The organism is Leyella stercorea, from assembly GCF_019052365.1.
Taxonomy (GTDB): domain Bacteria; phylum Bacteroidota; class Bacteroidia; order Bacteroidales; family Bacteroidaceae; genus Prevotella.
The window spans coordinates 1-24,451 of the sequence record NZ_JAHQUY010000014.1 but is presented as its reverse complement, the minus strand read 5'-3'; the positions used below and the strand labels follow the sequence as shown (position 1 = coordinate 24,451).

Here is a 24,451-nt window from a genome sequence, read left to right as displayed (position 1 = left end):
TCTTAATTGAAACATCGTAAGTAAATGCACAGATTCGTAAAATTCATATCATTACTGATAGTCAGCATGGCTATGGTTGGGTGTTACCATTCTAATCCGAATGGTAAGGCTCAGCCTTCGTCTGTCCATACCCCTGCGGGAACTCGCGATGTTACTGGATATAACGTAGACAGTACCAGCGAGATTCTGAACTTCAACTACGAATTTTACAAGACTCACCACTATGCGCAGAACTATAACTTCGTTGTGAAGAAAGACTCCATCCATTTGCTTAAACAGCAACCGGAGGAGATGCTGAGCAATATGGCTATCGACTCGTTCGCTGTAAAGAAGAACTCGCATATCGTGGTGGCTGACATAAAGATACTGAAGGATGACCCGGTAGACTCCGTATGGATTGAGGTGGCGAGCGATAAGTATGAGTTCGGATGGATTCATGAGAGCCAACTGCTCAATTCGGTTGTGCCCGACGACCCTATATCGCAATTCATCCTTATGTTCTCCGATGTGCATCTGCTTATCTTCCTCATCATAATCAGTCTGATAGCAGGTGGATACGTAGTGTATCGTCTGCAACGTCGCAAGGTTAAGGTTGTACATTTCGACGACATCGACTCGTTCTATCCGACGCTTCTGGCGATAACTGTGGCGTCGGCAGCTACGTTCTATTCGAGTATTCAGCTGTTTGCACCCGACACGTGGCGTTGCTTCTACTTCCATCCGACGCTCAACCCGTTTGCATTGCCGCCGATTCTTGCTATCTTCCTGATATCGGTATGGATGATGATGATTATACTCATTGCTACAATCGACGATGTGTATCATAAACTGTCGCCAACCGCAGCCACACTCTACTTATGCCGGCTGGCTGCAGTATGCGCCGCCAACTATATTATATTCAGCATCACCACCTTATATTATATAGGTTATGTTATCCTTATAGCGTACGTGTATTACGCAATAAGAACATACGTGCGCAACAACTTCTACAAGTATGTTTGCGGAAATTGCGGAGCGAAAATGAATAAGAAAGGTATATGTCCGAAATGTGGAGCTATGAATTCATAGCTCCACATTTTAGAATAAGAAGGTTCCGCCGAAGGCAAGAATAACATATCGCAGGAGTTTTCCGACGGCTATTGTCGTAAAGGCGATAGGTATGTTCGCTTTCATCAGTCCAAGAAGAATTGTGATAGCGCTGCCCAATATCGGAAGGAATGCGAAGATGCCCATCAACGCTCCTCTGCCTCCCATAAAGCGCTCGGCTTTCTGCAGACTCTCCTGACTAACATGCAGATATTTCTCAATCCATTCGAGCTTGCCCATTCTGCCTACTCCATAATTGAAGTAAGATCCTAACGTATTGCCGATAGTTGCATATATCACGAGCGGAAGCGGTTCAAGACCTGCTGCTTGCAGGGCGAGCATTACGGCTTCGCTGCTGAACGGGAAGAAACTGCCTGCCAGGAACGAGGCGAACAGCATACCCCAATAGCCCCAATCAACAAGAAAACTTAAAAGAGTGTCCATACGTTGCCTATCGTGAGTCCAAGGGTTATTAACAGAATTATGTAGAACGATAAGTTGGTTATCTTTGTGTTCGTAAGTGCTATGTAATGCGCTATCATCGGTGTCGTATTCACTATCAGCAACGTCAGCAGAGCGTCAATATGATTCGGCTGAAGTGCAATGAACAGCAACAGACAAAGGTTCATAACCGAGAATATCTCGAACATCATGCGTGTTCGAATCTTATCCTTATAGTTGTTCAAGCGGAAATGAATCATGCCGGTTATTGAGAGCAAAGCCACAAAGCCAAAGGTTATTATCTCAGCCCAACTAACGTTCTGCCAGTCGGCAATAGGCGCAAACTCTGCAAGACTCTCGAAATGGGGCATCAGCAGCATAACGTCACCCGACATAAGTCCGTAGGCTCCGATGAACCAATAAGGAAGGGTCAAGCCCATGAGCGAAGCTATTATCATACGCGCATTGCCAGCCATGATATTCGTAAACAGCAATACCCATATTATCGGCAAAAAGTAGAGACTTTGCACAAAAACGACGCTCATTATGCCCAGTACAGCAAAGGCATAGAAGATACGGCCTACGGCTGTACCGTCTTGATAGATACTGAAGAAGAACATATAGAAGGCTATCGCAAGTACGGAAATGATGCTGTTAGCGATATCGTCGAAAAGGAAGAACGCCATCGTCATCAATACAAGATACGAGCACGAAATCATTCGGCTGAAGATGCGTATCAGGGCGTTTACGTTGTTCAACTGGAACATCAGGTAGCCTGCAAAAGCGAGCAAGACCACCTGCAACCACATGCCGTTGCCGAACATTCCCGACAATGCGCATACGATTAGTGTATAAACAGCGGTTGCAGGGAGCGCAATGCGACTCTCTGCAACCTTATTCTGAAATCTTTTTACGTTCAATTCTACTGATAATTATAAGTCCTGACCGATGTCTCTACGGAAATACTTGTCTGTAAACTCAATCTTCTGTGCTTGTGTGAACGAGTTCTGTAAAGCTTCTGACTTGTCCTTGCCATAAGAGCTGACAGCAATGACGCGTCCGCCACTGGTAACGACCTTGCTGTCCTGCATCTTTGTGCCGGCATGGAAGACAACAGAATCTTCAACCTTATCAAGACCGGTTATCTCGTAGCCCTTTGCATAAGCCTGCGGATAACCACCGCTAACGAGCATTACGCAGACAGCTGCACGTTCGTCGAACTCAATTGCACGCTTGTCGAGATTGCCTTCTGCAACGCCTTCGAACAAGTCGACAATGTCGCTCTTAAGGCGCAGCATTACAGTCTCAGTCTCAGGGTCGCCCATACGGCAGTTGTACTCGATAACCATAGGCTCGCCCTCTACGTTGATTAGTCCGAAGAAGATAAAACCCTTATAATCGATATTCTCCTCGGCAAGTCCTTCTACTGTGGGACGGATAATGCGGTCTTCAACCTTCTGCATCCATTCCTTTGTAGCGAACGGAACTGGCGAAACGCTACCCATACCGCCGGTATTAAGACCCGTATCGTGCTCTCCGATGCGCTTGTAGTCCTTTGCCTCGGGCAGAATCTTGTAGTTCTTGCCGTCGGTCAAAACGAACACAGAGCACTCGATGCCGCTAAGGAATTCCTCGATAACTACGCGGGCTGAAGCATTACCGAACATACCACCGAGCATCTCCTTAAACTCCTTCTTTGCCTCTTCAAGTGTGGGGAGGATAAGAACGCCCTTGCCTGCGCACAGACCATCGGCCTTAAGTACATAAGGAGCCTTAAGAGTCTCAAGGAACTTTAAGCCTTCCTCTACTGTTGTGCCGTCGAATGTCTCGTATTTTGCTGTCGGAATGTTGTGGCGCTTCATGAACTGCTTTGCAAAGTCCTTGCTACCTTCCAGAACAGCACCTGCCTTTGACGGACCGATAACCGGAACGTTCTTTGTGCGCTCGTCGTTCTTGAAGTCATCATAAACGCCCTTCACCAATGGATCTTCCGGTCCGACAATTACCATGTCTACACCATTCTCCACAACGAAGTTCTTCAAAGCCTCAAAGTCATCGGCTTTAATATCTACATTCTCACCGACATTCTGTGTGCCTGCGTTACCTGGAGCGATAAAGAGTTTCTCCACCTTTGCGCTTTGAGCGATTTTCCAGGCCAATGCGTGCTCACGGCCACCGCTTCCTAACAATAGAACTTTCATTATATAATAATGTTTAATGATTAATGATTCGTGTTTTGTTGAAATTGCAGGAGGGTGTAACGGCAAATAGTTTAAGATTTTTACCGGCCGTTACGCCCTCCTGTTTATATAGATATTATTTCAAGTAATCCTCGAAATACTGTGTGATGCGCTCGTGCAAATGTACACTCTGATGACCGCGCATATTATGAGGCTCGCCTGGATACAAGAAGAAATCAGGCTGTGTGCCTGCGCCGATACATGCCTTGAGGAAAGTAAGGCAATGCTGCGGCACGCAAGTCGGGTCGTTATAACCCTGGATAATCTGGAGCTTACCCTTCAAGTTTTTTGCAGTATTGAGCAAAGATGCCTTTGCATAGCCCTCCGGGTTCTGCTGCGGTGTGTCCATATAGCGCTCGCCATACATCACCTCATACCACTTCCAGTCGATAACTGGGCCACCAGCTACACCAACCTTGAACACGTCAGGATAGTTTGTCATAAGCGAAATGGTCATGAACCCACCATAGCTCCAACCATGAACGCCGATGCGGTCGGCATCTACGTAAGGAAGCGACTTGAGGTATTCAACACCCTTCAACTGATCCTTCATTTCTTCCTGACCAAGCTGGCGGAATGTAACCTGCTCAAACTCCTTGCCACGATGCTCAGAGCCTCGGTTGTCGAGAATGAAGAGAACATAACCCTTCTGAGCCATGTATGTCTCCCAGCTGCGGCTGCTATAGTGCCAGCGTGCGTCAACGTTATGTGCGTGAGGACCACCGTAAACATACACTACAGTAGGATATTTCTTGTTCGGATCGAAGTCTACCGGCTTCACCATACGCCAGTAAAGGTCGGTTGTGCCGTCGGCAGCCTTCACAGTACCACAGGTGTATTCAGGAACCTTATATCCCTTCCAAGGATCATCAGCCTTGAAGTAAGAGAAACTTTTGCCGTTTGCAACATTCACAATAGCAATATTGCGCGGAACATTTGGCTCCGAATAGTTGTCGTAGATATACCGTCCGCTCTTGCTCAAAGATGCCGAGTGCCAACCCTTTCCACCTTCGTCCATACGAGTGCGCTTGCCTGTTTTCAAGTCAACAAAGAAAATGTTGCATTGAATCGGACTAATCTCGTTAGAAGAGATGATAACGCCCTTACGCTTTGCATTAAAGCCAAGGAAATCAAGAACTTCCCAATTGCCTTTGGTTATCTGCTTCACATCGAGCGACATGGTATTGCCTGCCATGCGGCTTCCCGACTTGCCGATTGAGCAAAGATACAGATGGTTGTAGCCATCTTTTCTGCTCTGCATAAGGAATGAACTGTTGTCCCAAGGCAAGAAAACGATAGGATGAAGCGGCTCTACATACTTTGCGTCTGTCTCGCGGTAGAGTTCGCCAGTCTTTTCGCCAGTTGATGCGTCATAACTAATGAGACGGCAATCGTTCTGATCGCGATTAAGCTCGAACATATAGATGGTCTTGTCGTCGGGAGACCAAGAGATGTTTGTAAAGTAACGGTCTGTTGGGTCGCCAGCCTTAAGGTATACAGTCTTGCCGGTGTTTGTATCAAACACACCGACAGTAACCTTGTGGCTTGTCTCGCCAGCCATCGGGTACTTCTCAGGAGCAAGAGTTGCTATGCGCGACTTGCCATCCTCCGGCTGGAAGCTAACTTCCGGTATGTTAACAAGTGGATAGTCAGTCACCATGCTCTGGTCCATGCGATAGAAAGCAAGTTTCTCGCCGCTGTTGCTGAAGAATGTGCCCTTACGGATTCCGAACTCATCACGATGAACGCTCTGTCCGTATACAATCTCACGTGAACCGTCTGTAGACAACTGCCACTTTTGGTCGCCTCGTGTGACATAAAGATTATTATCCTTAAGATAAGCGATAGCATCGCTCTTTGCGTTCATCTCAAGTACATACTCGTCGTCAACGAACTCGTTGCATTTCTTCAATGAGCCACTCTTGAAGTCGATAGTATAGATGCGCTCGCCGCTATTAATCACAACGAGCGGCTTGTCGGCATAAGGGAAAGATGCGCCACGCAAAGAGCGCACCTTAATATCTTTTGTCGGACCTGCCCATTGGTTAACCTGACTTACCGTGAAGAGCTGTGTCTCCTTGCCGTTCTGCTTGTTCACAAGATAGCAAGCATCAGATTCAACACGCACAAGCTGGTCGCCCCACCACACACAGTTGCGATTCTGTGGAACGAAGTTGCGATAGTTCTTGCCACCGAAGTTGAGGTCTTCAAGCGTGAAAGACTTCAACTCCTGAGCATTCATGTTAAGCGAGGTAAATAACCCCAGCATAACTGTAAAAAACTTAATCTTCATTGTCAAAATCTCTGTTAGAACGTTTTCTGTCACTCTTGCCATAACGTGAGCCTTTGCCGAAAGACTTGCCGCCCTTGTCGCCGAAGCCTTTACCCTTAAAGCCCTTGCCTTTGAAATCTTTATCGTCACGATCGAAGCGGTCGCGGCTCTTTCTTTCGTTTCCACCACGGCGATCGTCGTTCTGCTTGCGACGCTCTATAGAGTGGAACTTGAAAGAGCGGATGTCCGACTCTGCATTTTCCTCTTCCTCGTCGAGACGCTTCTTGAACTCGCGGTTCTTCTTGAAGCGATGTTTCTCTGCCATCTGTCGCTTCTCATCCTCAGTCTTAACGATGCCACCCTCCTGACGGAAGTCCTTCATAGTGCCATCAAAGATAGCGTACTTGCGGAATTCACACTCCAAAGATCCGTTATAAACCGGAATCTTTATAGACGGCTTCAAGCCGATTGCCTCAAAGCACTCCTCGCGGTAGCTGAGCACCCAAGCCTCGTTACCCATGAAAGCATGCTTCAGACGCTCGCCAATCATCTTGTAAGTGTTGAGCAAGTTCGGAGTAGAGATACGCTCACCATAAGGCGGGTTAACAACAAGCAGACTCTTCTCCTTTGGCTGAGTGAAGTCCTTGAAGTCGGCGTTTTCAATCGTAATATCTTTAGAAAGACCAGCTGCACGCACGTTTAGACGTGCTGTGTTTACAGCCTTCATATCGATATCGTAACCATAGATATGGTGAGTGAACTCGCGTTCCTGCGAATCATCGTTGTAGATTGTGTCAAACAATTCTGCATCAAAGTCAGGCCACTTCTCGAAAGCGAACTCCTTGCGGAAGATACCAGGACTCATATTATGGGCGATAAGTGCAGCCTCTACAAGCAAAGTGCCCGAACCACACATCGGATCTATAAAGTCGGTCTCGCCACGCCAGCCTGTCATAAGAATCATACCTGCAGCAAGCACCTCGTTAAGCGGAGCCTCTACCGACTCCTGGCGATAGCCGCGACGATGGAGCGACTCACCACTTGAGTCGAGCGACAGCGTAGCGTCAGCCTCTGCGATGTGGATGTTCAGACGGATGTCAGGGTTGCTGACAGAAATATTAGGACGAGTACCAGTGTTCTCGCGGAATTGGTCAACGATAGCATCCTTTACCTTATATGTTACGAAACGTGAGTTACGGAATTCTTCTGAGTACACAACAGAATCAACAGAGAAAGTCTTTCCCTTTTCGATATACTTGCTCCAATCGATCTTCTTAACCTCTTCATAAACCTCATCAGCCGAGCGCGCCTTGAATTTAGCAATAGGCTTCAAGATACGAATTGCTGTGTGGAGTTGGAAGTTTGCACGATACATCATTTCCTTATCACCGGTAAATGACACCATACGACGACCTATCTGTACATTGTTTGCACCCAATTGGGTAAGCTCTTTTGCCAATACCGGCTCTAAGCCCATGAAGGTTTTGGCAATAAGTTCAAATTCATTCATATTTTTAATAAAAGCAATTGTTTCTTACGAAAGTTTAATCGGTACAAAATTACGAATAATAATCAAGAAACCACAATTATATAAATACAAACTTCAAAAATAAACAGCATAAAAAAGAAAAAGCGGCTCTAATTAGAGTCGCTTTTGTATTAAAGTTGAAATCTTTTCTTAAAAAAACATGCTGTCAAGAGCGGCAAGCGGGGTTCGAACCCGTGACCTCTGGCTTGGGAAACTTTCTTGCAGCACCGCAAGTCGTTGGAGATTAGTGCTTTACAGACTTGGGAATTATAGAGTCCCACAAACAGGCCCATTTCAACCGAAAATCTTGTTGTTTTTCTCGGGTTTTATGGGTATATTTGCAAAAACCGAAACAAAAAAATACCAAAACTATGAAGTATTATATCGCAGCTAAAGAGAGCAAGAGGGGTAAGGACGGACGAATTGCAGTGAAGATTTTGTTCCGCAATGACGGTAAGGAGTTCGTTGTGTCAACAGGTATCTACGTGTTGACTGCGTTCTCGGGTCTTTCGATGTCGCCAAAAGAAACGAACTACAGGGCGAAGCTCAGAAGATTGACGAGCATCATCGACGATGTGGAGGCGTGTCTGCTGAATAATGCCGGCGCCGACACCGCGAAGATGAAGAGAGAGCTGACAACCCTGGTATCGGGCGAGGCGCATGAGGAGAAAGCGACGTTTCTTGCGGACTACATCGAAAGGTTCGCCGACACAAAGAGCCGCAAAGGCACGGCAGACCTCTACCGAATGTCGGCACGGAAGGTGCGCGAGTATGACGGCAGAGCGGTGTTCGGCAGCGTAGACAAGGCATGGCTCGACGGCTTCGAGCGATACATGGGCGAAGCGAGCGTGAACTACAAGGCTATCATGCTCCGCAACATACGCACGGTGTTCAACTGGGCGATAGACAACGAGCTGACCACAAACTACCCATTCAGGCGGTACAAGATAAAGCAGGAGAAGGTAGCTATCAACAACATCAGCGTCGAGCAGCTGAGGGAGATAAGGGATTGCGAGGTTGAGGACTGGCAGCGCATATACCGCGACTTGTTCATGTTGACGTTCTACCTTTGCGGCATCAACCCAATAGACCTGCTTACGCTCAAGCCGTCCAACGTACACAACGGACGTATCAGGTACAAGAGGGCGAAGACAGGACACTTGTACGACATTCCAATACCTCCCGAGGCGATGGAAATAATCAGACGCTACAAGGGCAAGGGTTGGCTTCTGTGTCCTCTTGACGTTTATACGAACTACCGCGACTTCTGCCATCACTGGAACGACGCGCTAAAGAAAATCGGGCGCAAGGAGATTGTTCCCGACAAGGTGGGCAGGCTGCGCAAGGTAGTCTGGCATCCGATTGCGGAAGGCATGACGGTGTACACCGCTCGTTACACATTCGCTTCTATTGGTGCAGAACTTGAGATTCCTCGTGAGACTATTGCCCTCTGCTTGGGGCACTCCTGGGCGGACGTGACCGACCACTACATCGCCTACGGAACGAAACGAATTGACGATGCCGTTCGCAAGATTATTGATTACGTCAACAGCGACAAGGCGTAGCCTCTCAACACCCAATTCCAACACCCAATTCCAACACGAAAAATCGCTCTCTCTTTGAAAGAGAAAAATTATATATTATGTGTATAGGATATATGAATACGTTAGTATGAATATATACTATATATATAATATATAATAGATGCGATTGCATGCGGTCGCATAAAGTTGGTTGAACACATTGATAACCAAGCGTTTACGACGATAAAAATTATATATAAAATACCATGTTTTATGCGACTTATGCGATCGCATAATTTGGCATATTTTCGGTGGTTTTTGGAGCACAAAAAATCCCGCCTGCACATCGCTGTACAAACGGGATTTCATGTTTATTCAGGCAATATAAAATGCGTGTTATGCGACCGCATAAAATGGTATCAGAATACCTTATCCTTATGTTCTTCTCGCAGCCAGTCAAGCAGCTCTCTGATTGCGGTTGCAAGCTCGATTGCGGTCGGCTCGCGTCCGTCTGTGAGGAGCGGCGTGCAGCGCAGTGTTTGTTCAAGTTTGTGGTTCTCGAAGCGCAGCACGATGCCGTTCTCCGTGTCGGTGGCTACCCAGCCGTCCTGCATCTCCTTGGACGGCTGGAGTACAAATCTTTCCTTGCTCATTGCGGTTTAACTATTAGAGTCTATGATAGTGTCGGAGGTGTCCGCTTGGTGCTCCGTGCTGGAACTGCGATACCTGCTCGCCACGATATTCTATAGGAGTGTCGAGCGTGATGGTCGTTGCGGTCTTGCCGTCGCAGTCGTACTGATTGCATGTGTAGCCGATAGTCATCGACGGAAGCTGCCATACTCCCCAGTTGATGTCGTTGAGGTAGCATAGAAGTATGCGTATATTCTCCGCTGTCGTCTCAACTGTGCTGTCGTTGAATACAGCCTTGTAGTCCTCTTCGTGACGCTTGCGGTTGGCAAGGGCGAGTTCCTGGGAGCGCAGTTTTGCCTGCTCGTTGCGCATAAGGAGCTGCTTGCGGTCTTCAAGAAACTCCTCGTCGGTGACTTCCTTGCACTTCGAGAGGATTGTTTCGATGCCTCCTTGCGAGACGATGAACGAGCCTGCGTTTTCCAAAGGCTTCATTGTTGAGGTCTTGGTAATGAGCAACGTTCCGTCTGGGTTCTGTTCAACAAGAAAACTCTTCTTGCTCGTAAAATACATTTTTTCATAATTTTCCGCTTGTCCGTGTTGCGGTAGGGCTGAGGTTGTGTTAATAGTTTACGATGCTTCGGTCTGCGGTCTCTCGGGTATAACGAGCTGTTCGTCCTCGGGAATATCGAAGTCGTCGAAGTCGTCAAAATCGTTTGTCGGGTTGTTGTAAGCCTCGTTCTCTGCCGCCGCTCTTTCGGCACCAGGAATCATAAACGCTTGGAACGCTGCGGGCGACAGCTGGAGTCGCGTCACGATGTATCGCTGCGTCATGGAAACATCCGGGGCGTTGCCCGTGAAGTGACCCATCATCAACGCTATCTGCTCCAACGGCACGTTCTTCAACGACAGGTTGGTTGCGAACGAGCGTCTACCCGTATGTGTTGATACAAACTTCCACTTCGGGCCTGTCTGCTCGCGACCTGCCTGATATACCTTGACCTGCTGGTCGATACCGCATGATTGGCAGAAGAAACGTATCGCGTCGTTGTAGGAAGGAACTGCAAGTGACTGCGGTTCGATAGGTGAAGACGGAACGAGATACTCCCTTAGCCACGGGTGTACGGGAACCGTCACCTCATGGTTGGTCTTCTTTGATACATAAGTCAGGGTGCGACCATCAGAAGAGAGGTTTACGGGCGAGAGGCGCAGACAGTCGGAGAAACGTGCTCCGCAAAGGCATTCAAGCATGAAGATGCGCTTTGCATGCCGTCTGCGCACAGTCTTAGGGCGATACTCGTGTATCTTGCGTATCTCCTCGTCGGTGAGAAACACGGACTGTACCACCACCTTCTTTGCACGCAGCACACGGGCATAGGACATGGAAGGAATGTCTTTCGACTCTGCGTTCTCACGGATGATTGCGTTAATCTCTGCGCATATTGTGCGCACGGAGTTCGGCGCATAGGAAGCGTCCAGCTCTTCCTTCACGTCTCGCAGGTTGTCGTCCGTGATGTCCTCCCACAATGGTGCGCGACCGATAACCTGCTTGAATTTATCAATGATCTTCACGCGTCCAGGGTGTTTCCAGATGAAAGCTCCATAGAACTCGTGACGCCAACGATAGCCGTCATAAGTCGCAAAGTAACCTTTTCGGATTGCGCTGGAGTAGGTTTTCTGCTGCTCGGGAGTGAGCAGGTCCATCCAGCGTCTTGTGCTAAGTAGCTGTGTCATAATTCTTGAAATTTAGTGCGCCTGCAACGCAAAGTTAATATTATTTATAATATTACTTCGGTATGGGCGCAGTGGTTTTACAATAATTAATGAATTAAATGGTTAAATTGCGACCCTTTAATGAGGGCCTGTTTTAGGCGATATAAAGGCACACCTTTGTGTTAAGGTGTGCCTTTACGAGGTTAATATAACGATTGTGGATACATCGCTTCTCCGTAAAGAGACCCCATACTTTCTATTTGATTATTCGCGTCAAGAACAACCGTACCATATCTTACCGTATCGTAATAAAACATACTATACTGGATAACATAAAAATAGATTTTGGGGGCTAAATAAACATAATAAAAGGTAGATGGGGTTGATTGAGCCAGATCCTGTCTTGTGCAAGATGCCGTATTGTAGCTAAAAAAGTCTTTTCTCCACATTTGACCACCATATTTAAACGCATATTGCGCCAAATAGGATTTTCCTGCCAAAGCGTGAGTCTTGACGCACGGAGTGTCAATGGCCTTATTAAATTTAGCCTTAACAGTTTTCTCTTCCGTCCAACGGTCTTTGTATGTAATGGTAACAGTTAGAGCGTCATTTGTTATATCGTTTACAACATATTTTGTTGTATTTGCGAAATAAGTGTTGTGTACAAGGATTGTGTCGCCATTGATTGTATAGTCGCCATCATCAATAAACGTATTAGACAATAGTGCAGAGTTATATCCATTTGCTGAGAATGACACGAAACAATCACTGCCATTTCTCCACACTCCTACGATATTACCATCTTTTATTTTATAAGACGGGGTTTGAGGAATGGTACTACCGCTATCGTCGTCATCACCACACGCGGACAGCATAAACATGGATGCTGCAAACGCAAAGACTGGAAGCATAGAAAATCTCTTTTTCATAATTCTGTTTTTTTTGTTTATAATATGGTTTACTTGGTGGCAGGTTCAACCCTGCCGTTTTGATTAATCGTCGGATGTTGGAGGTATGAGCAAACTCGTGTCTACTTTGGCGAACTCAATGATATTGTATATGTTCAACCATTGATAGGCGAAGTCCTTGAGGGGTGTGCCCTCCTCTATCGCCATTTTCACCAGATCGAAGTCGTCAGGACACAGGTCTTCGTATATTCCGTACGGGGACAATGCGTCGGAGTAGTCTATTTCGAGCCACTCCAAACGAGTCAGAAACTTGTCGTAGGTATCAATCTTTCCGTTGGCGGCATTGATATAGAGGTCGTAGACCCGCTTTGCGAAGTCCTTACGGATGCCATCCACATCCTCCTGTTTTTTGTTGTTAGGCATTTTGTATCGCTTGACCGTGATGCGTAGGGCTTGGTTGTAGCCTCCAAAGAGACCTGTTTAGGGTTAGACGAGAGTGACTTCATAGTATGAAGTGCCTTTCCATGCGTGTTTTCTACCTACAATAAATCCTGCCATTTTAAGTAAAGCTACCGCATTGGTCAGGTACGGCTCGTCTACGACAAAGAACGGAAAAGCAAACGCATCTGTAGCATGATGTCCTATGCGACAATTTACATAACTCGGAAGTTCGTAATGGTAAAGTGTTAATCCTTCGGGCCAAATCGACGGGTATGGAGTTAAATGGGTGCAATCGGAAAATCCACACGCAGGAGTTTCTTCATAATCGACAAATCTTACGGAAAAAAGAGTTAGTTTCGCACTGACATCATTGCTCCGAAAGAACTCCACGACTGCGTTCTGAAATCCCGCCGTATCGAACGGTGGCGCTTTGAACCCTTTCTCCTTGAGAATGTCCTGCGCTCTTACAAATTTTGTTACTGCCATAATTTAATCTATTTTATTGGTTAATAGCGACCTCTACAATACGAGGTCGTTAAGGCAAACATTGCTGATTGGTTTGCGATTGGTTTGCGATTGGTTTATAATGCAAAGGTAGTGATTTTATCGCTATTTCACGAACAAATGCAGCACTTTTTAAAGTAATGACGTGCCTGTAGCCGTGTTGCGTGACTGTAAGGATTTGATATGTACCGGCTGAGAAATCGGCAGGGAGCCAGGTGTCAACCTGGTGGACGGCTTATGATACGAAGCCGGTATCACTAAAGTCGGCTGCACGGCACGTCATAAGGAACCGCAAAATTCCGTTGGTTGTATTGTGGGCACGATTGGAGACGGGTGCATTGCTGTAGGTGTTTGATTTAACCCAGTAGTGGGGCTGGGTGCGCCGGTTGTTGCAACCGGCACTAACCCAGCCCTTATGTACTGGGATATAAACGTTGTCTCCCCATCGTGCCCGATTTAGGCTTGCAATGGCTTGTCTTCCACAAGGAGTGTGGCGCATGGCTGTAAGGGTTTGGTCGAACTCAAGCGAAGCACGCGGCGAGCGGGATGTATGAACATCCAAGCGCCGCGTGTAAGCTTGGTGTAGCAAATGTACTCCTTCGGGGAAGACGAACGTCTGCGCTGACGTGAGTGGGCTTGAACGATGGCTGTGGCACATGGATATAAACGAGTGATGTAGGTCAGGTTTCTCGATGACGACGTCGATAGGTTCGTATCGACGTCGTCATCGTTAGCAACCTGAGCGCTAAACGGATGCCATTCTTCAAGCCGAGGGCGGTGTGCGCCGCCTTGCACAGGCATTACGCCGTGGAACATTTCTGTAAGGTTTTGATTGTACCAGCCTTAGGATACGGGATACACTCTGGATTGTCCAGAGGAAATCCCGTATCTTTGAGGCGGGTATATAAATGTGGCGTCCTGCTCTGCGCAGTTCCGTGTTCTCGGAAATTCATATTGGTTTGGTTGTGGACGCAGCGTTTGGACTGCATCCGTTTTCAGGCGTTTGTCAGAGATTGGCTACAAGCGTGTCGTATGCAGCTCGCGAGGTCAGTAATGCGTTGCGCATGAGACCGAGTGACATGAAGCCGTCAATACGCTCGGGTGTCTTAGCTCTGTTCGTTGTGACATTCTTTCCTCGCCCTCGTGAGATACATCCCACCTTCTGCTCCTTGGCAAAGCCAAGACCTCCGATGCGTCGCTTGCCGGTTGCGGTAGCCCGCAGAGCGTCAAGAATGAACGTAGACAGCGTGTCGATGTCCTCCTTTACGTTGATTATCGGGAGAACCTGCGTTGCCCATGAGTGACCGTCATAACCCTTGTAGAGGTATCGGTTAATCATGTTTACCGATGTCGTGAGCGTTGCACCCCGTCTACAGCACGAACGCGACTCTATCTCCTTCTGAAACGTCTTGATGCGTGTAGAGGAAAGCGATATGCTGCCGCCCTTGATTGAATAGCCGAGAAACTTGAACCAATGGTTTGCGTCAAGATACTCCACCTTCTTCGGGTTGAGCTTCATCTGCATATTGCCAAGCTCCTCCGTAAGAATGTGCATCGCCTTAACGTAGTCACTACCGACATAAAGCATATCGTCGGAGTAGCGGGCGTAATAGCCTTCGAGCTGCGATAGTTTCTCGTCGATATGATACAGGATTACGTCTGCGAGCCACGAGGCTACGGAGCAACCCTGCTTCAACGACTGGTACTTCTCGTGCAGCTCACCTTCGGGAGTGAAGTACAGGTCGGAATGATAGTAGTCGCGAAGGACATCTATCAGAGCCGAGTGTCCGTACTTTTCCTCCACCTTGTTGAAGGCTGCATCAACGAACTCCAACGGAACACTGTCAAAATACTTCGACAGATCGGACTTGAAGCCGAGCACATCGGAGGTCTGCAACGCACACATACAGCGTGAAACCTCCTGTACCACCTTACCGCAGCCGATACCTTTCTGATACGAGCGACAGCTCGGATGAACCATCTCGGGCATAAGCTCGAAGAGAAGGTCGTTAGCTATGGAGAGCAACACTCGGTCGGCAGGCTCGTTCACATACACGGTACGGAACTCGCCGTTGTCCTTCGGTATCTGCGCTGTATGTGGCGGCATTATCTTGTACTTGCCGTCACGGATACGCTGATACATGAGTGCGCGCGCCTCGGGTTTGGTGAGCTTGTAGAGCACGCCTTTGGATATGTCCTTGACAACACCTTTGGCGATTGCGTACTGCCAGCGTTCGGGGGCGAAAAACATCTCTAAAATCTTATCTTCTTTCATAATTCTATTGTTATTTAATGGTTTGTAAATAAGTCAAGCGGTTACGATGTGTAACCACTTGTGGTTTAGGCTTGTCTGCGGCTCACGGACGGGTGCCTGTCTGTAAGCGTGTGATTTCAAAGCTTGCAAGGAAGGTTCCTTGCCTGACCGATAGGCGGGTAAGGCACCTTCTTCTGCGAAGCTTTCATAAATGATGCCGAGCCACCGCAGACGGAACGGCAATTCCTTCTTGGCTGCGTACTACTTCTTAGATGCAGGCTGTTTCTTCCACTCGGCAATCTTCTTTTCGACAGAGATGCCAGAGTCCTTGATAAGCTGCTTCATGGCACCGAGGAGTTCCCAACCTTCGAGGTTCGAGGCGAGATTCTCCATGCGTGCGAGCGACTGCTTTTCCGTGGTGCAGCCGTTGAAGCGTGCGCCGTGGAACAGGATGAGGTTCTTCATCGTGAAATACGCACCAGAACCCTTGTAGGCGTCGGTGAACGCCTTTGACTGCTTGGTCTGCCAACGGAGATTGTGACGGTCACGGTTGAACGCTGCGACAGCCTTGTAGAGCTGATATGCAGACTTGGAGTCGCCGATTGCTCTGATAGCCCATGCAATCGGAGCGAACACAACGTTCTCAATCTCGTCAGAGAACACGTTCTTGCCGAAGATGCGCTTGTAGAGGCGACCGCGGCATTTACGCTCCTTGATTTCCCCAACAACCTTGCGGAGGTGGTCGAGGTAGTCCTCTGCCATTTCAGTCGCAACGTCCTTGTCGAACCAGCGGTTGCGCTCGCCAAACGACTCTGTGTCGCCGTGCTTGAACATCTTATACTGCGCGAGCAACTCCTGCTCGACCATCTTCCACGAATACTCGTATCCGCGGTTCTGCAAGACCTCCGTGAAGTTGGGAGAATCCCACTTGCCCTCGTTCATCTCTCGGAGCATGTGGAACATCTGCGCCATAACCCAACGGCGATAGAGCTTGCCGTGTGCGATGTAGCATCCTTCCATGATGCGAGAGAAAACAGGGTCGTCGTCAAGCACCTGTGTCGGAACGCCGTCCTTGACACGGACAATCATCTCTTCGCCCATAGGGAAGTAGTTGGAAACATCCACGCCCGCAGCCTTGAGAGCTTCGATACGTGCCTGTGCCGACTTCTTGCTGGGTTTCTGCTGACCTGCGCCGTTAGCGTTTGCTACCTCGTTGATAGTGAACTCACCTGAAATCATTACATTTCTTTTCATAATTCTTTTGTTTTTAAATTGTTAATAAAATGGTTAAAAATGTGAGTGAGATTTGCATCCCACTCTGATTTAGGCGGTTTATAGCAAATGCTATCATCTGCTATCAAATGCTACGATTTGCTTGGTTCAACCCATGAGCGCAGGATAATCAAGTCCTTGTCGTTGGGAGATTGGTAGAACCAGCTGCCCCACTCCTTCTGCCAAGTAATGTGGCCTTGGATGATGTATGTAAGCAATCTGAGTTCTAACTTGCATCTCGCCACCTCACGTTGCTCACCATACATCATATCTTCGTCTGAGAGCTCTTTCTCAGACAAAGCCTTAAAGTAGCAACGTCTGTGTGACTCGGAACGCTCAGAAGGAACGGAGTGCTTATAATTCCTGTATGCCTTTTCTATTCCGTTCAACGCAACAGACAAAGGCAAACTACCATGTTGTTTCCAGTCTCTTGCTGCGATTTCCTCGCTAACAACAACCTCTCCGTTCACTCTACATGTTCTGTTTTGGAAGTTGATAGTGAACTTCGCACCATTCTCAACTTCATTGATAATCTCGTTGCATGTCATACTCTTAATGATTTTGGTTAATAAATGTGTGGCGTGCCGAAGACCTTGGCGCATATCTGTACGATGCTGATTTGAAACAGTCGTGGAGATCACGAGTCCACTCGCGTCAGTGGGAGACTTGTGATCTGTCACTACTGTTGAAATAAATATGGTCTTCCGGCACGCCTTTTTAGGCTGCGCTGCCGTAGGTTAGCTCATGGAGCAAAAGAAGTCGTCGGGCGTGAAACACACGCCTCCGTACTCCTCTTCCACCTGCTCGTCAGACACAAGCTCGTCAGCAATGGCAAGCTCTCCGTATGACGGCTCGTAGCCGAGTATGGCTTCGAGCATGGTGGACTTTAACTCTACAAGTTGTTCTCTCGATAGTTCTGATACATACATAATTCTAAAAGTTTTGGTTTATAGTGCCGTCTTCAGACGGCTTTTAGGCTGTAAACCCGAGGTATTCTGATAGGGTATCTATCATTAGCTTGGTTACGCATTCATCATCTATGTCGCTGACGTATTTGTTTACGTCACATCCATAGAGTTCTTCTCCTTCTTCGACTGCTTGCAATGCCTGTCTTGGAATGTCTCCTATAACGAAATCCAAATCAGCCTTTGTCTCGCAATCGTAAATGAAATCATCAGGAATGTTGAGAAGCACGTTGTCTTTCTCATCAACGAGATGCCATTCATATTGTCCTGGAATAAATCTTACGTTGTTCATAATTCTTATGTTTTGGTTAATGTGCGCAGTTCTTAGCTGCGCTTTTTGGGCTAAAAAGTTTTCGCCATTTCTACAAGTCTCTGCTCTAACAGACAGTGGTTGCAAGAATTAACAAAGAATTGATACGCTTCTTCAAAAGTTGGAATGTTCTCTTCCTTGAAAGAACGAATAAGAATGCCATTTCTGTATTGGTACGCCCACACAAGTAGGTCTGCGTTTATCCCAATAGTGTACGATGTACCAAGCTCCTTGCAGCGAAAATGAAGCACATATTCCCTATTTGCTCTATTCTTTAATCGGGAGGCTGTCATATTCTTAATCGGACGCCTGTTGTAGTCATTGTCTCTTAAAATCTTCATATCTATAATGTTTTGGTTATTGGTAGGGAGATTGCTCTCCCCGTTTGGCTATTCGATGTGTTGATAAGCTCCATAGTTTTTCTCTTCATTGACATAGAATCCCTGATTATCTTCTGCCTCTACTATTTCTCCGCAGAAATTGTCACTATCGAGAATGATTTCACTATTATTATAGGCATCCTGCACCTTCTGTACAGCCTCTTCCTCACTCTCAGCATCAACACTCACTACCTTGTTTAAAATCTCTGTGACTGATACATAATATCTCTTCATAATTCTTGAAATTTGGTTAATAATGTCAGAGGGATTGCTCCCTCCGTTTTCAGACTACCACTCTCTGCTATAGGCGAGCTTGCCATCGCCGGCTCTACGCATAGCGTCTGCAAAACTCTTAAAATTGACTGTTGATGCACTGCGTCCGTAACTACAGTAGCAGATATAATCCTTGCCGTATGAAGGACTGCCCCATCTCTCGCAAGTGTATATCCACATCTTTAGCTCGCCAACAATGATTGTATATCCATCTTTCAAGTCGCTGTAAGCTGCACGCAAATTAGCTGTGCGTGTTCCTAAATCTATTTTCTTCATAATTGTTTGTATTTTGGTTCGTAGAGCCTGCATGACGCAGGCGTTTAGGCTAAATGATGTCGAGCGACACCCTATCTTCTGCTTCGACTCCAACAAGACGTGCGGATGGATTCTTTAAAACATGAACGGACACCTGACGGTATTCCCTTGCATACTCGTGCATCTTTTGGCGTGCTTCTTCGGGAGTTAGCTCGTGATAGAACGTTGTGGCGCCGAAGTTTACATAAAACAGGTAACATTTGCAATTCTTTCTCATAATCGTTTGGTTTTGGTTATTGTGACAGCTCGCAAGCTGTCCGTTTAGGCTAATCCCGAAGATGATGTTTCCATCTCAACGCTTTCGTGAGGGAGTTCACAACCTTAAAGGGAAGTTTGTAAAACCACCGACCCATATTGTTCAGCTGGATTGCATACTCCTTGTCAATTCTCTGAAAGCCACGCTCACCGCTATTGTCGATGGTGTAGCAGAAATACTTGTTGTCCTTCATAATCACAATAATTTGGTTTTTGTGAGGGAGATATGCCTCCCTCGATTTTAGGCTGCAACGCTCGGCTGTAATTGGTGTTCTTCGATTACCTCCTTTATCAGCTCGTCCTCGTCACAATAATATCCCCAGCAGGAGTCAACCTCCTCCCAGTCGTAATCGTCCTCGTCCGCTCTCTCGCTGTCCTCGTAGACCTTCGTGTAACGCACCTTCTTCTCAAGAACAAAGCCTATCACGTCGCCCCACATCCATTTGCCGATACACGCTGCTTCGCTTTCCATAGCGGAAACCGCACGTTTCTGCCAGTCCTTCGTTGTGCCGCCGTAACGTTTAATGAAACGCTCCTTTGTGCAATAGGAGAAGCCTTCAACGTAATCGCCCTGGCAGTAGCCGCGTGACGACCATTCGTGTACCGCAATCTCTGTCTGACAATTTGAGAGAAGATAGATAAAATCCTTCTCGTCAAGAGCTTCGGAGAGCCAGCTACGGATGCCGTCCTGCACCTCGTCGGGTGTAAAGCTCTGCATCTCATGCCATTGTCTTTCCTCGTTTCCGTATCCGAAATAATGCTCAAGATACCACATGTGGTCCGAACGGTCGTAACGAAAGCGTAGAGAGTCGCTAAGGTACTCGTTGATGTACTTGATGAATTTCTTCTGCGGTACATACTTGCAAGCAAGCTCGCATACTGCGTCGGCAAGCGAATAGTCGTTTGAGTAGAACAGCTCCTCGTAGTTTGAGGCTTCCGACAATCTATTCCTGTCGCTGTAATCGAAAAGATGTACGCCTAACATATCCCAGTCCTTGCACGGACACGGAGGATATTTGTCGCGACGAATATTGATTCTGTAATCACCAATTTCTTCTGTTTTGATAATGTCTTCACTCATATTCAATTCTTTTATAGGGTTAATATTGTTCCGTTGCCGGTGTCGCTCCGATTGTGGTTTCTTTCCCCAACGGATAAGCCATGTTACTCTGACTCCTTGTAGTAGCAGCGCACTTCGCCCGCCTCCTTTGCGAGGAGAGGGAGTATCTTCAGCGCGTTCTTGTTGCATACGTTCAGCTCGATGCTCACCACCTCATCGTAGAACATCTTAAACTCATTCTCTTTAATAATGCCGAGGTGTCTTTCGTCCGTAATGAAATTGTAGAGCCGGTATGAGTCCTTGTCCTCACTGATGAATATCGCAAGAGCGTTGCCGCCGTAGATGCCAATCTCGTACTTTCTCTCGTCCTGACGGATGATTGCCTTGCCCATCTTGTCAGTCCATTTCCATTGTAATGCCATAATTCTTCTGTTTGTTGGTTAATTGCATCCGCATTTCTGCGGACTTTTTAGACAGGAGACGCTCTGAAACCGAAAATATAGCCGTTGTCACGCATTTCACGTGCGTACTGCAACGCCTCGCTTCTCGAACTGAATATCTGCGGAGTCATACAATAACCCCATGAAGTCCACATCTCCAATTTTGTTCTGATTGACTTTCCCATAATTCTGTAATCTGTTAGTTAGTTGCACCTCCCCGAAGGGAGGCGGTTTAGGCGGTAACGCGCTGCCCTTCGAGCCTATAGGCAATATCCGAAAGAAAGCCCTGGAAATCGTACTTGATGCCGAACGTTCCGAAGGCGTCAAAATACCAATCCATGAGACACGCCCTGTCCTCGTCAGCCTGCTTGCTGTCTTCCGCTGCATCCAAACGTGCAACCATTTGAGGGAACAGACGGAAGTAGTCGTCGCCGGCATACTCCGAACTCCAATATGTGCCCGTGATGTGAGCGGGATAGTCTTCCTCGATGTTGGCGAAATTGCCGTCCATGCGATGATTTTGCATGTGGAGATATTCCTTCATCTCTCTGTTCGCTTTCATAGTAAAATCCCAAGCGAGAGATTGAATATTGAAACCCTCGAAATCGACAAGGTATTCCTCTATGTCCTCAGAGTTCTCGTAGTCTTCCAAACACTCACGATAAAGAGCCTCTATCGCTTTGGCAAAATTCTCGACACCGATGTAGTCGGCTACCTTCTCGACAACCTCGCCTTTGTTGTTCATAACAACTTCTACAATATTCTTTTCCATAATTCTTTGTTTTTAGGTTATACTTGCACTCTCCGCGAGGGAGAGTTTTTAGGCTTATAAAAACCACCACGGAATGAACTTCGCAATATTTTTCGATTCCCTGCGGTCTTTTCTGCGCTTTTCTTCGAAAACGCTTCCGTTGACGCACTGGTCGGCTGACCGCTGAAACAACGCACCTACAACCCAAAAGGCTGGAGTGTAATCCTGCGGAACTTTATCCAAGTCAATGCTGCCAGAGTCAAGTATTTGGTTGATACACTTGTTGAACTCCTCTACATTCCTGTAGTTGCGAACAATATGGTTGCACTTTTCGATAAATTCTTCTCTCGTCATAATTCTAAATGTTGGTTAATAGAAATCCCCACCCGTGATAGTGAGGATTGATTTAGGCTAACCGAACATGAGCGAGTCAATCATTCTGTAGAATGTGTACTCGTCGGTGCTGTTGTAGAGATAGTGTACAAACTTGCGTCTGTCCTCCATTCTCAAGACTCTGTAATAATGCTTGAAGTCGGAGAAATTGCCGTTTATCCACGACTCGTGCATTATCTGCATCATTTCGTACTCGCCTGCCACCTCGTAGGACTTAGCCTGCTGCGCAAGCGTTCTGCTTCTCCTTTCGGATGCTCTTTTTGCTGTTGCCATAATTCAGAAATTAATTTGGTTAAACGTTGTTCTGTGCAGATAGGCTGCACAGATTTGTTGAGGCTCAATAACCACGATACAGGATTCTCTTGACAAGCGGATATTCGTAACCTCCGTCCTGTCCTACGCAATAGGTAAAGCTCGGCTTGTTGCCACGCAGCTCAACCCACAGACGACTGAGTATTCCGCAGTTCTGTATTCTGCCGTACTTCATGTTGTGGAATACCTCGTCGTACTTTCTTTTCTGACAGCCCAGTGCTTGACAGAAGCCGTCAGACAGCTCACGCAGAGCGCTGTCGGTAAGCTCGAACGGACGCCGCTTATAATGCTTGTTGTCGTAGATTTGTCCGCTTAAAAAGTCGTTCATCGTGAATTGTCCTGCATCGGCAGCTCTAAGTAAGCCGGCGAGCGTCTTGTAAGTTCTTTTCTTCATAATCTTATTTTTGTTGGTTTGTAATTGTTCCTGCGTGCAATCGTCACGCAGGATTTTAAGGCATTAGCGACGGAAACGGCTCATATCCACGCCGTAAATCTTTGTAAGGCGCAGAATACCATTGGCGATGCGCTCAAACCATGTACGTACAAACTGCGAGGTTCTTGCGTCTGTTCTGCAATAACCCCACTCCGTGCCAACCTTGGCAATGTCGTAGTTCGTAAAGGCTACGTTCACGGTAGAGCAAAGACCGCCAATCCATTCTGTCAGCAAATCAAGAGCGGACATTCTGCGTCTGTCATCTTTAAATTTCTCTGTGTAGAACGTGTCAAGAGCGAACTCAATGCGCTCCTTGTCTGACATGGACTCTACGTCTACTTCGTCGGAAGAGATGGAGTCAAGGATGTAAGCGTACATTTTGCCGTTCACTTCGTAATCTCGTGGGTTCTTTTTCATAATCCTAAAATTTTAAATGGTTGATAAAATGAACCCGTGACAAAACGTAACGGGTTGTTTAGGCTCAATCGTGATAAGCAATGGCTACAATCTCAACCATAGCGTCGTGAAAATCATTCTCAGATTTCGGATCATTGTAGTCGGTCATACGTGCGTTGTGCATCTTGCGAGCTGCAATCTTTGCCTTGTTTATCTGATACATCAACGAACGTTCAAAATTCTTGTCGCAATTTCTGTCTCTTAGCATAATTCAATGATTTAATTGGTTAATGGCAGCGGAGAAATAACTCCGCTTGTTTAGGCTACAATTCATACAGAAAAACATCGTCGCCGTAGGGATTTTTCGCAGTCACGTCAGGCTCCAAGGAAAATCCCTTATCCTCCGCAAATTGCTTTAGCGTATGGTTGATAAAGCATTGCGACAATTTCTTGAATGAAACGAGGTACAATTCCTTTTTCTTGATTTCTCCGCATTGTATCGTAAATACGCTGTCGTTCAAAATTTGCTCTCCTGTATACACCTCGTTGTGCAACATGGCAAGTATGCACATGGTCTTGTTTTTTCTACTCATAATAATTCTGTTTGGTTAATGGCAGACGGCACGAATTATCGTACCGCCCGATTTTAGGCTCTACGGCTCGATGCGTGAAAATACAGCGTAGGTATGTCTGCCTGTCTCGCTTTTCTTCATAAGCTCGGCAAACTTCACTGCGTCCTCACGGGTTGCAAACTCTCGCACGACTTTCGGTGTGAAACTCGGGTAAAACTCAAGCACTACAAAATTTTTCTCTGTGTTCATAATTCTGTGATTTGGTTGGTTAATAGACCCCACAATCGTGGGGATTTTTAGGCTGCGGACTCCTTCTTTACGTACTCCGCAAGACGCTCGAACGTTTCGTCGTTCTCCTCCGCCTCGTAAAAATCGTAAAATCTGAAAGACGCGACGCGGAAATCCCTGCTCTCGCCCTTCTTGTCGCTCGTGCTGCAAACATTTGCATTAAAGCTGTAGCCGGAGGCGTAAAACTCAATGCACACGTTTACATGATTGTTAAAATACATATCACGCTGCATCTTCTGAACCTTAGGGAGAATTTCCTTTGCGAGTCTTCTCGCCTCTGTGAGTCTTTTTTCTGTCATAATTCTAAAATTTGTTGGTTAATAGTCCGTGCGCATGATTGCGCACAGGGTTTTAGACAATGAAAGTACATATAAAAAGTGTTTGAGAGAAGAATGAGGAAAGTTTGCTGGTTATCAGTTACTTTCCTCATTTTGGTTAAAAGTAGCGAGGACAGACGAAGACGGGAATACGACAAGATGAGACAGAGGAACGTTACCTA

Annotated in this window: 35 protein-coding genes; 2 read left to right on the top strand and 33 right to left on the bottom strand. The window is 46.9% G+C overall.

The window, feature by feature from the left end; genetic code table 11:
• Positions 1 to 24 precede the first annotated feature (24 nt).
• Positions 25 to 1,068 carry a zinc ribbon domain-containing protein gene (locus tag KTQ90_RS04390; RefSeq protein WP_217317330.1) on the top strand — a complete coding sequence of 348 codons (1,044 nt, stop codon included), beginning with the start codon at positions 25 to 27 and terminating at the stop codon, positions 1,066 to 1,068.
• Positions 1,069 to 1,077: 9 nt separating this feature from the next.
• Here the strand turns inward: KTQ90_RS04390 and KTQ90_RS04385 are convergent, their stop codons facing one another.
• From KTQ90_RS04385 to KTQ90_RS04365, 5 genes are all read right to left on the bottom strand, one after another.
• Positions 1,078 to 1,530: a YqaA family protein gene (locus KTQ90_RS04385; RefSeq protein ID WP_022158998.1), complete on the bottom strand. Its 453-nt coding sequence runs from the start codon at positions 1,528 to 1,530 to the stop codon at positions 1,078 to 1,080.
• Positions 1,515 to 2,447, bottom strand: a complete 933-nt coding sequence (locus KTQ90_RS04380; protein ID WP_254359325.1) for a hypothetical protein — start codon at positions 2,445 to 2,447, stop codon at positions 1,515 to 1,517. Before KTQ90_RS04380 ends, KTQ90_RS04385 begins: the two co-directional genes overlap by 16 nt.
• 12 nt (positions 2,448 to 2,459) lie before the next feature.
• Complete coding sequence (gene purD, locus KTQ90_RS04375; RefSeq protein ID WP_217317329.1) at positions 2,460 to 3,728, bottom strand: phosphoribosylamine--glycine ligase; 1,269 nt, start codon at positions 3,726 to 3,728, stop codon at positions 2,460 to 2,462.
• Between the two features lie 115 nt (positions 3,729 to 3,843).
• Positions 3,844 to 6,060 carry a S9 family peptidase gene (locus tag KTQ90_RS04370; RefSeq protein ID WP_217317328.1) on the bottom strand — a complete coding sequence of 739 codons (2,217 nt, stop codon included), beginning with the start codon at positions 6,058 to 6,060 and terminating at the stop codon, positions 3,844 to 3,846.
• The gene (locus KTQ90_RS04365) at positions 6,050 to 7,549 is read right to left on the bottom strand and encodes a THUMP domain-containing class I SAM-dependent RNA methyltransferase (protein WP_217317327.1); all 1,500 of its coding nucleotides are present in this window, start codon (positions 7,547 to 7,549) and stop codon (positions 6,050 to 6,052) included. Before KTQ90_RS04365 ends, KTQ90_RS04370 begins: the two co-directional genes overlap by 11 nt.
• Before the next feature lie 389 nt (positions 7,550 to 7,938).
• Here KTQ90_RS04365 and KTQ90_RS04360 point away from each other — a divergent pair, with 389 nt between their 5' ends.
• Positions 7,939 to 9,132, top strand: a complete 1,194-nt coding sequence (locus KTQ90_RS04360; RefSeq protein WP_217317326.1) for a tyrosine-type recombinase/integrase — start codon at positions 7,939 to 7,941, stop codon at positions 9,130 to 9,132.
• A 377-nt stretch (positions 9,133 to 9,509) separates the two neighbouring features.
• On the opposite strand, the gene KTQ90_RS04355 is transcribed toward KTQ90_RS04360, so the two are convergent.
• The 28 genes from KTQ90_RS04355 to KTQ90_RS04220 form a co-directional block, all read right to left on the bottom strand.
• On the bottom strand, positions 9,510 to 9,743 hold the full coding sequence (locus tag KTQ90_RS04355; RefSeq protein ID WP_217317325.1) for a hypothetical protein: 234 nt from the start codon (positions 9,741 to 9,743) through the stop codon (positions 9,510 to 9,512).
• A 13-nt stretch (positions 9,744 to 9,756) separates the two neighbouring features.
• The gene (locus KTQ90_RS04350) at positions 9,757 to 10,290 is read right to left on the bottom strand and encodes a hypothetical protein (RefSeq protein ID WP_217317324.1); all 534 of its coding nucleotides are present in this window, start codon (positions 10,288 to 10,290) and stop codon (positions 9,757 to 9,759) included.
• Positions 10,291 to 10,347: 57 nt separating this feature from the next.
• On the bottom strand, positions 10,348 to 11,451 hold the full coding sequence (locus tag KTQ90_RS04345) for a tyrosine-type recombinase/integrase (protein ID WP_217317323.1): 1,104 nt from the start codon (positions 11,449 to 11,451) through the stop codon (positions 10,348 to 10,350).
• A gap of 182 nt (positions 11,452 to 11,633) precedes the next feature.
• Positions 11,634 to 12,359, bottom strand: a complete 726-nt coding sequence (locus KTQ90_RS04340) for a hypothetical protein (RefSeq protein WP_217317322.1) — start codon at positions 12,357 to 12,359, stop codon at positions 11,634 to 11,636.
• A 63-nt stretch (positions 12,360 to 12,422) separates the two neighbouring features.
• Entirely contained in the window at positions 12,423 to 12,761 is a 339-nt protein-coding gene (locus KTQ90_RS04335; protein ID WP_217317321.1) for a hypothetical protein, read from the bottom strand.
• Between the two features lie 63 nt (positions 12,762 to 12,824).
• A complete protein-coding gene (locus KTQ90_RS04330) occupies positions 12,825 to 13,265 on the bottom strand; it encodes a hypothetical protein (protein ID WP_217317320.1) in 441 nt (146 codons plus the stop codon).
• Positions 13,266 to 13,739: 474 nt separating this feature from the next.
• A complete protein-coding gene (locus KTQ90_RS04325; protein ID WP_217317319.1) occupies positions 13,740 to 14,099 on the bottom strand; it encodes a hypothetical protein in 360 nt (119 codons plus the stop codon).
• A 190-nt stretch (positions 14,100 to 14,289) separates the two neighbouring features.
• On the bottom strand, positions 14,290 to 15,558 hold the full coding sequence (locus KTQ90_RS04320; RefSeq protein ID WP_217317318.1) for an RNA-directed DNA polymerase: 1,269 nt from the start codon (positions 15,556 to 15,558) through the stop codon (positions 14,290 to 14,292).
• Between the two features lie 240 nt (positions 15,559 to 15,798).
• Entirely contained in the window at positions 15,799 to 16,791 is a 993-nt protein-coding gene (locus KTQ90_RS04315; RefSeq protein ID WP_217317317.1) for a ubiquitin carboxyl-hydrolase, read from the bottom strand.
• Between the two features lie 110 nt (positions 16,792 to 16,901).
• Positions 16,902 to 17,357, bottom strand: a complete 456-nt coding sequence (locus KTQ90_RS04310) for a hypothetical protein (protein ID WP_217317316.1) — start codon at positions 17,355 to 17,357, stop codon at positions 16,902 to 16,904.
• A 189-nt stretch (positions 17,358 to 17,546) separates the two neighbouring features.
• The gene (locus KTQ90_RS04305; protein WP_217317315.1) at positions 17,547 to 17,738 is read right to left on the bottom strand and encodes a hypothetical protein; all 192 of its coding nucleotides are present in this window, start codon (positions 17,736 to 17,738) and stop codon (positions 17,547 to 17,549) included.
• Between the two features lie 43 nt (positions 17,739 to 17,781).
• Positions 17,782 to 18,066: a hypothetical protein gene (locus KTQ90_RS04300; protein ID WP_217317314.1), complete on the bottom strand. Its 285-nt coding sequence runs from the start codon at positions 18,064 to 18,066 to the stop codon at positions 17,782 to 17,784.
• Between the two features lie 50 nt (positions 18,067 to 18,116).
• The gene (locus KTQ90_RS04295) at positions 18,117 to 18,425 is read right to left on the bottom strand and encodes a hypothetical protein (protein ID WP_217317313.1); all 309 of its coding nucleotides are present in this window, start codon (positions 18,423 to 18,425) and stop codon (positions 18,117 to 18,119) included.
• A gap of 48 nt (positions 18,426 to 18,473) precedes the next feature.
• Positions 18,474 to 18,698 carry a DpnD/PcfM family protein gene (locus KTQ90_RS04290; protein ID WP_217317312.1) on the bottom strand — a complete coding sequence of 75 codons (225 nt, stop codon included), beginning with the start codon at positions 18,696 to 18,698 and terminating at the stop codon, positions 18,474 to 18,476.
• A 54-nt stretch (positions 18,699 to 18,752) separates the two neighbouring features.
• A complete protein-coding gene (locus KTQ90_RS04285) occupies positions 18,753 to 19,013 on the bottom strand; it encodes a hypothetical protein (RefSeq protein WP_217317311.1) in 261 nt (86 codons plus the stop codon).
• A 49-nt stretch (positions 19,014 to 19,062) separates the two neighbouring features.
• A complete protein-coding gene (locus tag KTQ90_RS04280) occupies positions 19,063 to 19,269 on the bottom strand; it encodes a hypothetical protein (RefSeq protein ID WP_217317310.1) in 207 nt (68 codons plus the stop codon).
• A gap of 279 nt (positions 19,270 to 19,548) precedes the next feature.
• Positions 19,549 to 20,388, bottom strand: coding sequence for a hypothetical protein (locus tag KTQ90_RS04275; protein ID WP_217317309.1), 840 nt, complete (start codon positions 20,386 to 20,388; stop codon positions 19,549 to 19,551).
• Between the two features lie 83 nt (positions 20,389 to 20,471).
• Positions 20,472 to 20,789 (bottom strand): hypothetical protein, encoded by a 318-nt coding sequence (locus KTQ90_RS04270; protein ID WP_217317308.1) that lies wholly within the window; start codon positions 20,787 to 20,789, stop codon positions 20,472 to 20,474.
• A gap of 47 nt (positions 20,790 to 20,836) precedes the next feature.
• On the bottom strand, positions 20,837 to 20,992 hold the full coding sequence (locus KTQ90_RS04265; protein WP_217317307.1) for a hypothetical protein: 156 nt from the start codon (positions 20,990 to 20,992) through the stop codon (positions 20,837 to 20,839).
• Between the two features lie 47 nt (positions 20,993 to 21,039).
• Complete coding sequence (locus KTQ90_RS04260; protein ID WP_217317306.1) at positions 21,040 to 21,579, bottom strand: hypothetical protein; 540 nt, start codon at positions 21,577 to 21,579, stop codon at positions 21,040 to 21,042.
• Positions 21,580 to 21,633: 54 nt separating this feature from the next.
• On the bottom strand, positions 21,634 to 21,912 hold the full coding sequence (locus KTQ90_RS04255; RefSeq protein WP_217317305.1) for a hypothetical protein: 279 nt from the start codon (positions 21,910 to 21,912) through the stop codon (positions 21,634 to 21,636).
• Between the two features lie 57 nt (positions 21,913 to 21,969).
• Complete coding sequence (locus tag KTQ90_RS04250; protein WP_217317304.1) at positions 21,970 to 22,224, bottom strand: hypothetical protein; 255 nt, start codon at positions 22,222 to 22,224, stop codon at positions 21,970 to 21,972.
• Between the two features lie 64 nt (positions 22,225 to 22,288).
• Positions 22,289 to 22,657 (bottom strand): hypothetical protein, encoded by a 369-nt coding sequence (locus KTQ90_RS04245; protein ID WP_217317303.1) that lies wholly within the window; start codon positions 22,655 to 22,657, stop codon positions 22,289 to 22,291.
• Positions 22,658 to 22,720: 63 nt separating this feature from the next.
• Positions 22,721 to 23,113: a hypothetical protein gene (locus KTQ90_RS04240; RefSeq protein WP_217317302.1), complete on the bottom strand. Its 393-nt coding sequence runs from the start codon at positions 23,111 to 23,113 to the stop codon at positions 22,721 to 22,723.
• A gap of 64 nt (positions 23,114 to 23,177) precedes the next feature.
• Positions 23,178 to 23,360, bottom strand: coding sequence for a hypothetical protein (locus KTQ90_RS04235; protein ID WP_217317301.1), 183 nt, complete (start codon positions 23,358 to 23,360; stop codon positions 23,178 to 23,180).
• Between the two features lie 55 nt (positions 23,361 to 23,415).
• A complete protein-coding gene (locus KTQ90_RS04230) occupies positions 23,416 to 23,685 on the bottom strand; it encodes a hypothetical protein (RefSeq protein ID WP_217317300.1) in 270 nt (89 codons plus the stop codon).
• Between the two features lie 60 nt (positions 23,686 to 23,745).
• Positions 23,746 to 23,913 (bottom strand): hypothetical protein, encoded by a 168-nt coding sequence (locus tag KTQ90_RS04225; protein ID WP_217317299.1) that lies wholly within the window; start codon positions 23,911 to 23,913, stop codon positions 23,746 to 23,748.
• A 47-nt stretch (positions 23,914 to 23,960) separates the two neighbouring features.
• Positions 23,961 to 24,251, bottom strand: a complete 291-nt coding sequence (locus KTQ90_RS04220; protein WP_217317298.1) for a hypothetical protein — start codon at positions 24,249 to 24,251, stop codon at positions 23,961 to 23,963.
• Positions 24,252 to 24,451: the final 200 nt, after the last annotated feature.

Bases quoted from the DNA above. Each gene is read 5' to 3' on its own strand.
- KTQ90_RS04390 (WP_217317330.1), top strand. From the start codon at position 25: ATGCACAGATTCGTAAAATTCATATCATTACTGATAGTCAGCATGGCT.
- KTQ90_RS04385 (WP_022158998.1), bottom strand. From the start codon at position 1,530: ATGGACACTCTTTTAAGTTTTCTTGTTGATTGGGGCTATTGGGGTATG.
- purD (WP_217317329.1), bottom strand. From the start codon at position 3,728: ATGAAAGTTCTATTGTTAGGAAGCGGTGGCCGTGAGCACGCATTGGCC.
- KTQ90_RS04370 (WP_217317328.1), bottom strand. From the start codon at position 6,060: ATGAAGATTAAGTTTTTTACAGTTATGCTGGGGTTATTTACCTCGCTT.
- KTQ90_RS04365 (WP_217317327.1), bottom strand. From the start codon at position 7,549: ATGAATGAATTTGAACTTATTGCCAAAACCTTCATGGGCTTAGAGCCG.
- KTQ90_RS04360 (WP_217317326.1), top strand. From the start codon at position 7,939: ATGAAGTATTATATCGCAGCTAAAGAGAGCAAGAGGGGTAAGGACGGA.
- KTQ90_RS04355 (WP_217317325.1), bottom strand. From the start codon at position 9,743: ATGAGCAAGGAAAGATTTGTACTCCAGCCGTCCAAGGAGATGCAGGAC.
- KTQ90_RS04350 (WP_217317324.1), bottom strand. From the start codon at position 10,290: ATGTATTTTACGAGCAAGAAGAGTTTTCTTGTTGAACAGAACCCAGAC.
- KTQ90_RS04345 (WP_217317323.1), bottom strand. From the start codon at position 11,451: ATGACACAGCTACTTAGCACAAGACGCTGGATGGACCTGCTCACTCCC.
- KTQ90_RS04340 (WP_217317322.1), bottom strand. From the start codon at position 12,359: ATGAAAAAGAGATTTTCTATGCTTCCAGTCTTTGCGTTTGCAGCATCC.
- KTQ90_RS04335 (WP_217317321.1), bottom strand. From the start codon at position 12,761: ATGCCTAACAACAAAAAACAGGAGGATGTGGATGGCATCCGTAAGGAC.
- KTQ90_RS04330 (WP_217317320.1), bottom strand. From the start codon at position 13,265: ATGGCAGTAACAAAATTTGTAAGAGCGCAGGACATTCTCAAGGAGAAA.
- KTQ90_RS04325 (WP_217317319.1), bottom strand. From the start codon at position 14,099: ATGTTCCACGGCGTAATGCCTGTGCAAGGCGGCGCACACCGCCCTCGG.
- KTQ90_RS04320 (WP_217317318.1), bottom strand. From the start codon at position 15,558: ATGAAAGAAGATAAGATTTTAGAGATGTTTTTCGCCCCCGAACGCTGG.
- KTQ90_RS04315 (WP_217317317.1), bottom strand. From the start codon at position 16,791: ATGAAAAGAAATGTAATGATTTCAGGTGAGTTCACTATCAACGAGGTA.
- KTQ90_RS04310 (WP_217317316.1), bottom strand. From the start codon at position 17,357: ATGACATGCAACGAGATTATCAATGAAGTTGAGAATGGTGCGAAGTTC.
- KTQ90_RS04305 (WP_217317315.1), bottom strand. From the start codon at position 17,738: ATGTATGTATCAGAACTATCGAGAGAACAACTTGTAGAGTTAAAGTCC.
- KTQ90_RS04300 (WP_217317314.1), bottom strand. From the start codon at position 18,066: ATGAACAACGTAAGATTTATTCCAGGACAATATGAATGGCATCTCGTT.
- KTQ90_RS04295 (WP_217317313.1), bottom strand. From the start codon at position 18,425: ATGAAGATTTTAAGAGACAATGACTACAACAGGCGTCCGATTAAGAAT.
- KTQ90_RS04290 (WP_217317312.1), bottom strand. From the start codon at position 18,698: ATGAAGAGATATTATGTATCAGTCACAGAGATTTTAAACAAGGTAGTG.
- KTQ90_RS04285 (WP_217317311.1), bottom strand. From the start codon at position 19,013: ATGAAGAAAATAGATTTAGGAACACGCACAGCTAATTTGCGTGCAGCT.
- KTQ90_RS04280 (WP_217317310.1), bottom strand. From the start codon at position 19,269: ATGAGAAAGAATTGCAAATGTTACCTGTTTTATGTAAACTTCGGCGCC.
- KTQ90_RS04275 (WP_217317309.1), bottom strand. From the start codon at position 20,388: ATGAGTGAAGACATTATCAAAACAGAAGAAATTGGTGATTACAGAATC.
- KTQ90_RS04270 (WP_217317308.1), bottom strand. From the start codon at position 20,789: ATGGCATTACAATGGAAATGGACTGACAAGATGGGCAAGGCAATCATC.
- KTQ90_RS04265 (WP_217317307.1), bottom strand. From the start codon at position 20,992: ATGGGAAAGTCAATCAGAACAAAATTGGAGATGTGGACTTCATGGGGT.
- KTQ90_RS04260 (WP_217317306.1), bottom strand. From the start codon at position 21,579: ATGGAAAAGAATATTGTAGAAGTTGTTATGAACAACAAAGGCGAGGTT.
- KTQ90_RS04255 (WP_217317305.1), bottom strand. From the start codon at position 21,912: ATGACGAGAGAAGAATTTATCGAAAAGTGCAACCATATTGTTCGCAAC.
- KTQ90_RS04250 (WP_217317304.1), bottom strand. From the start codon at position 22,224: ATGGCAACAGCAAAAAGAGCATCCGAAAGGAGAAGCAGAACGCTTGCG.
- KTQ90_RS04245 (WP_217317303.1), bottom strand. From the start codon at position 22,657: ATGAAGAAAAGAACTTACAAGACGCTCGCCGGCTTACTTAGAGCTGCC.
- KTQ90_RS04240 (WP_217317302.1), bottom strand. From the start codon at position 23,113: ATGAAAAAGAACCCACGAGATTACGAAGTGAACGGCAAAATGTACGCT.
- KTQ90_RS04235 (WP_217317301.1), bottom strand. From the start codon at position 23,360: ATGCTAAGAGACAGAAATTGCGACAAGAATTTTGAACGTTCGTTGATG.
- KTQ90_RS04230 (WP_217317300.1), bottom strand. From the start codon at position 23,685: ATGAGTAGAAAAAACAAGACCATGTGCATACTTGCCATGTTGCACAAC.
- KTQ90_RS04225 (WP_217317299.1), bottom strand. From the start codon at position 23,913: ATGAACACAGAGAAAAATTTTGTAGTGCTTGAGTTTTACCCGAGTTTC.
- KTQ90_RS04220 (WP_217317298.1), bottom strand. From the start codon at position 24,251: ATGACAGAAAAAAGACTCACAGAGGCGAGAAGACTCGCAAAGGAAATT.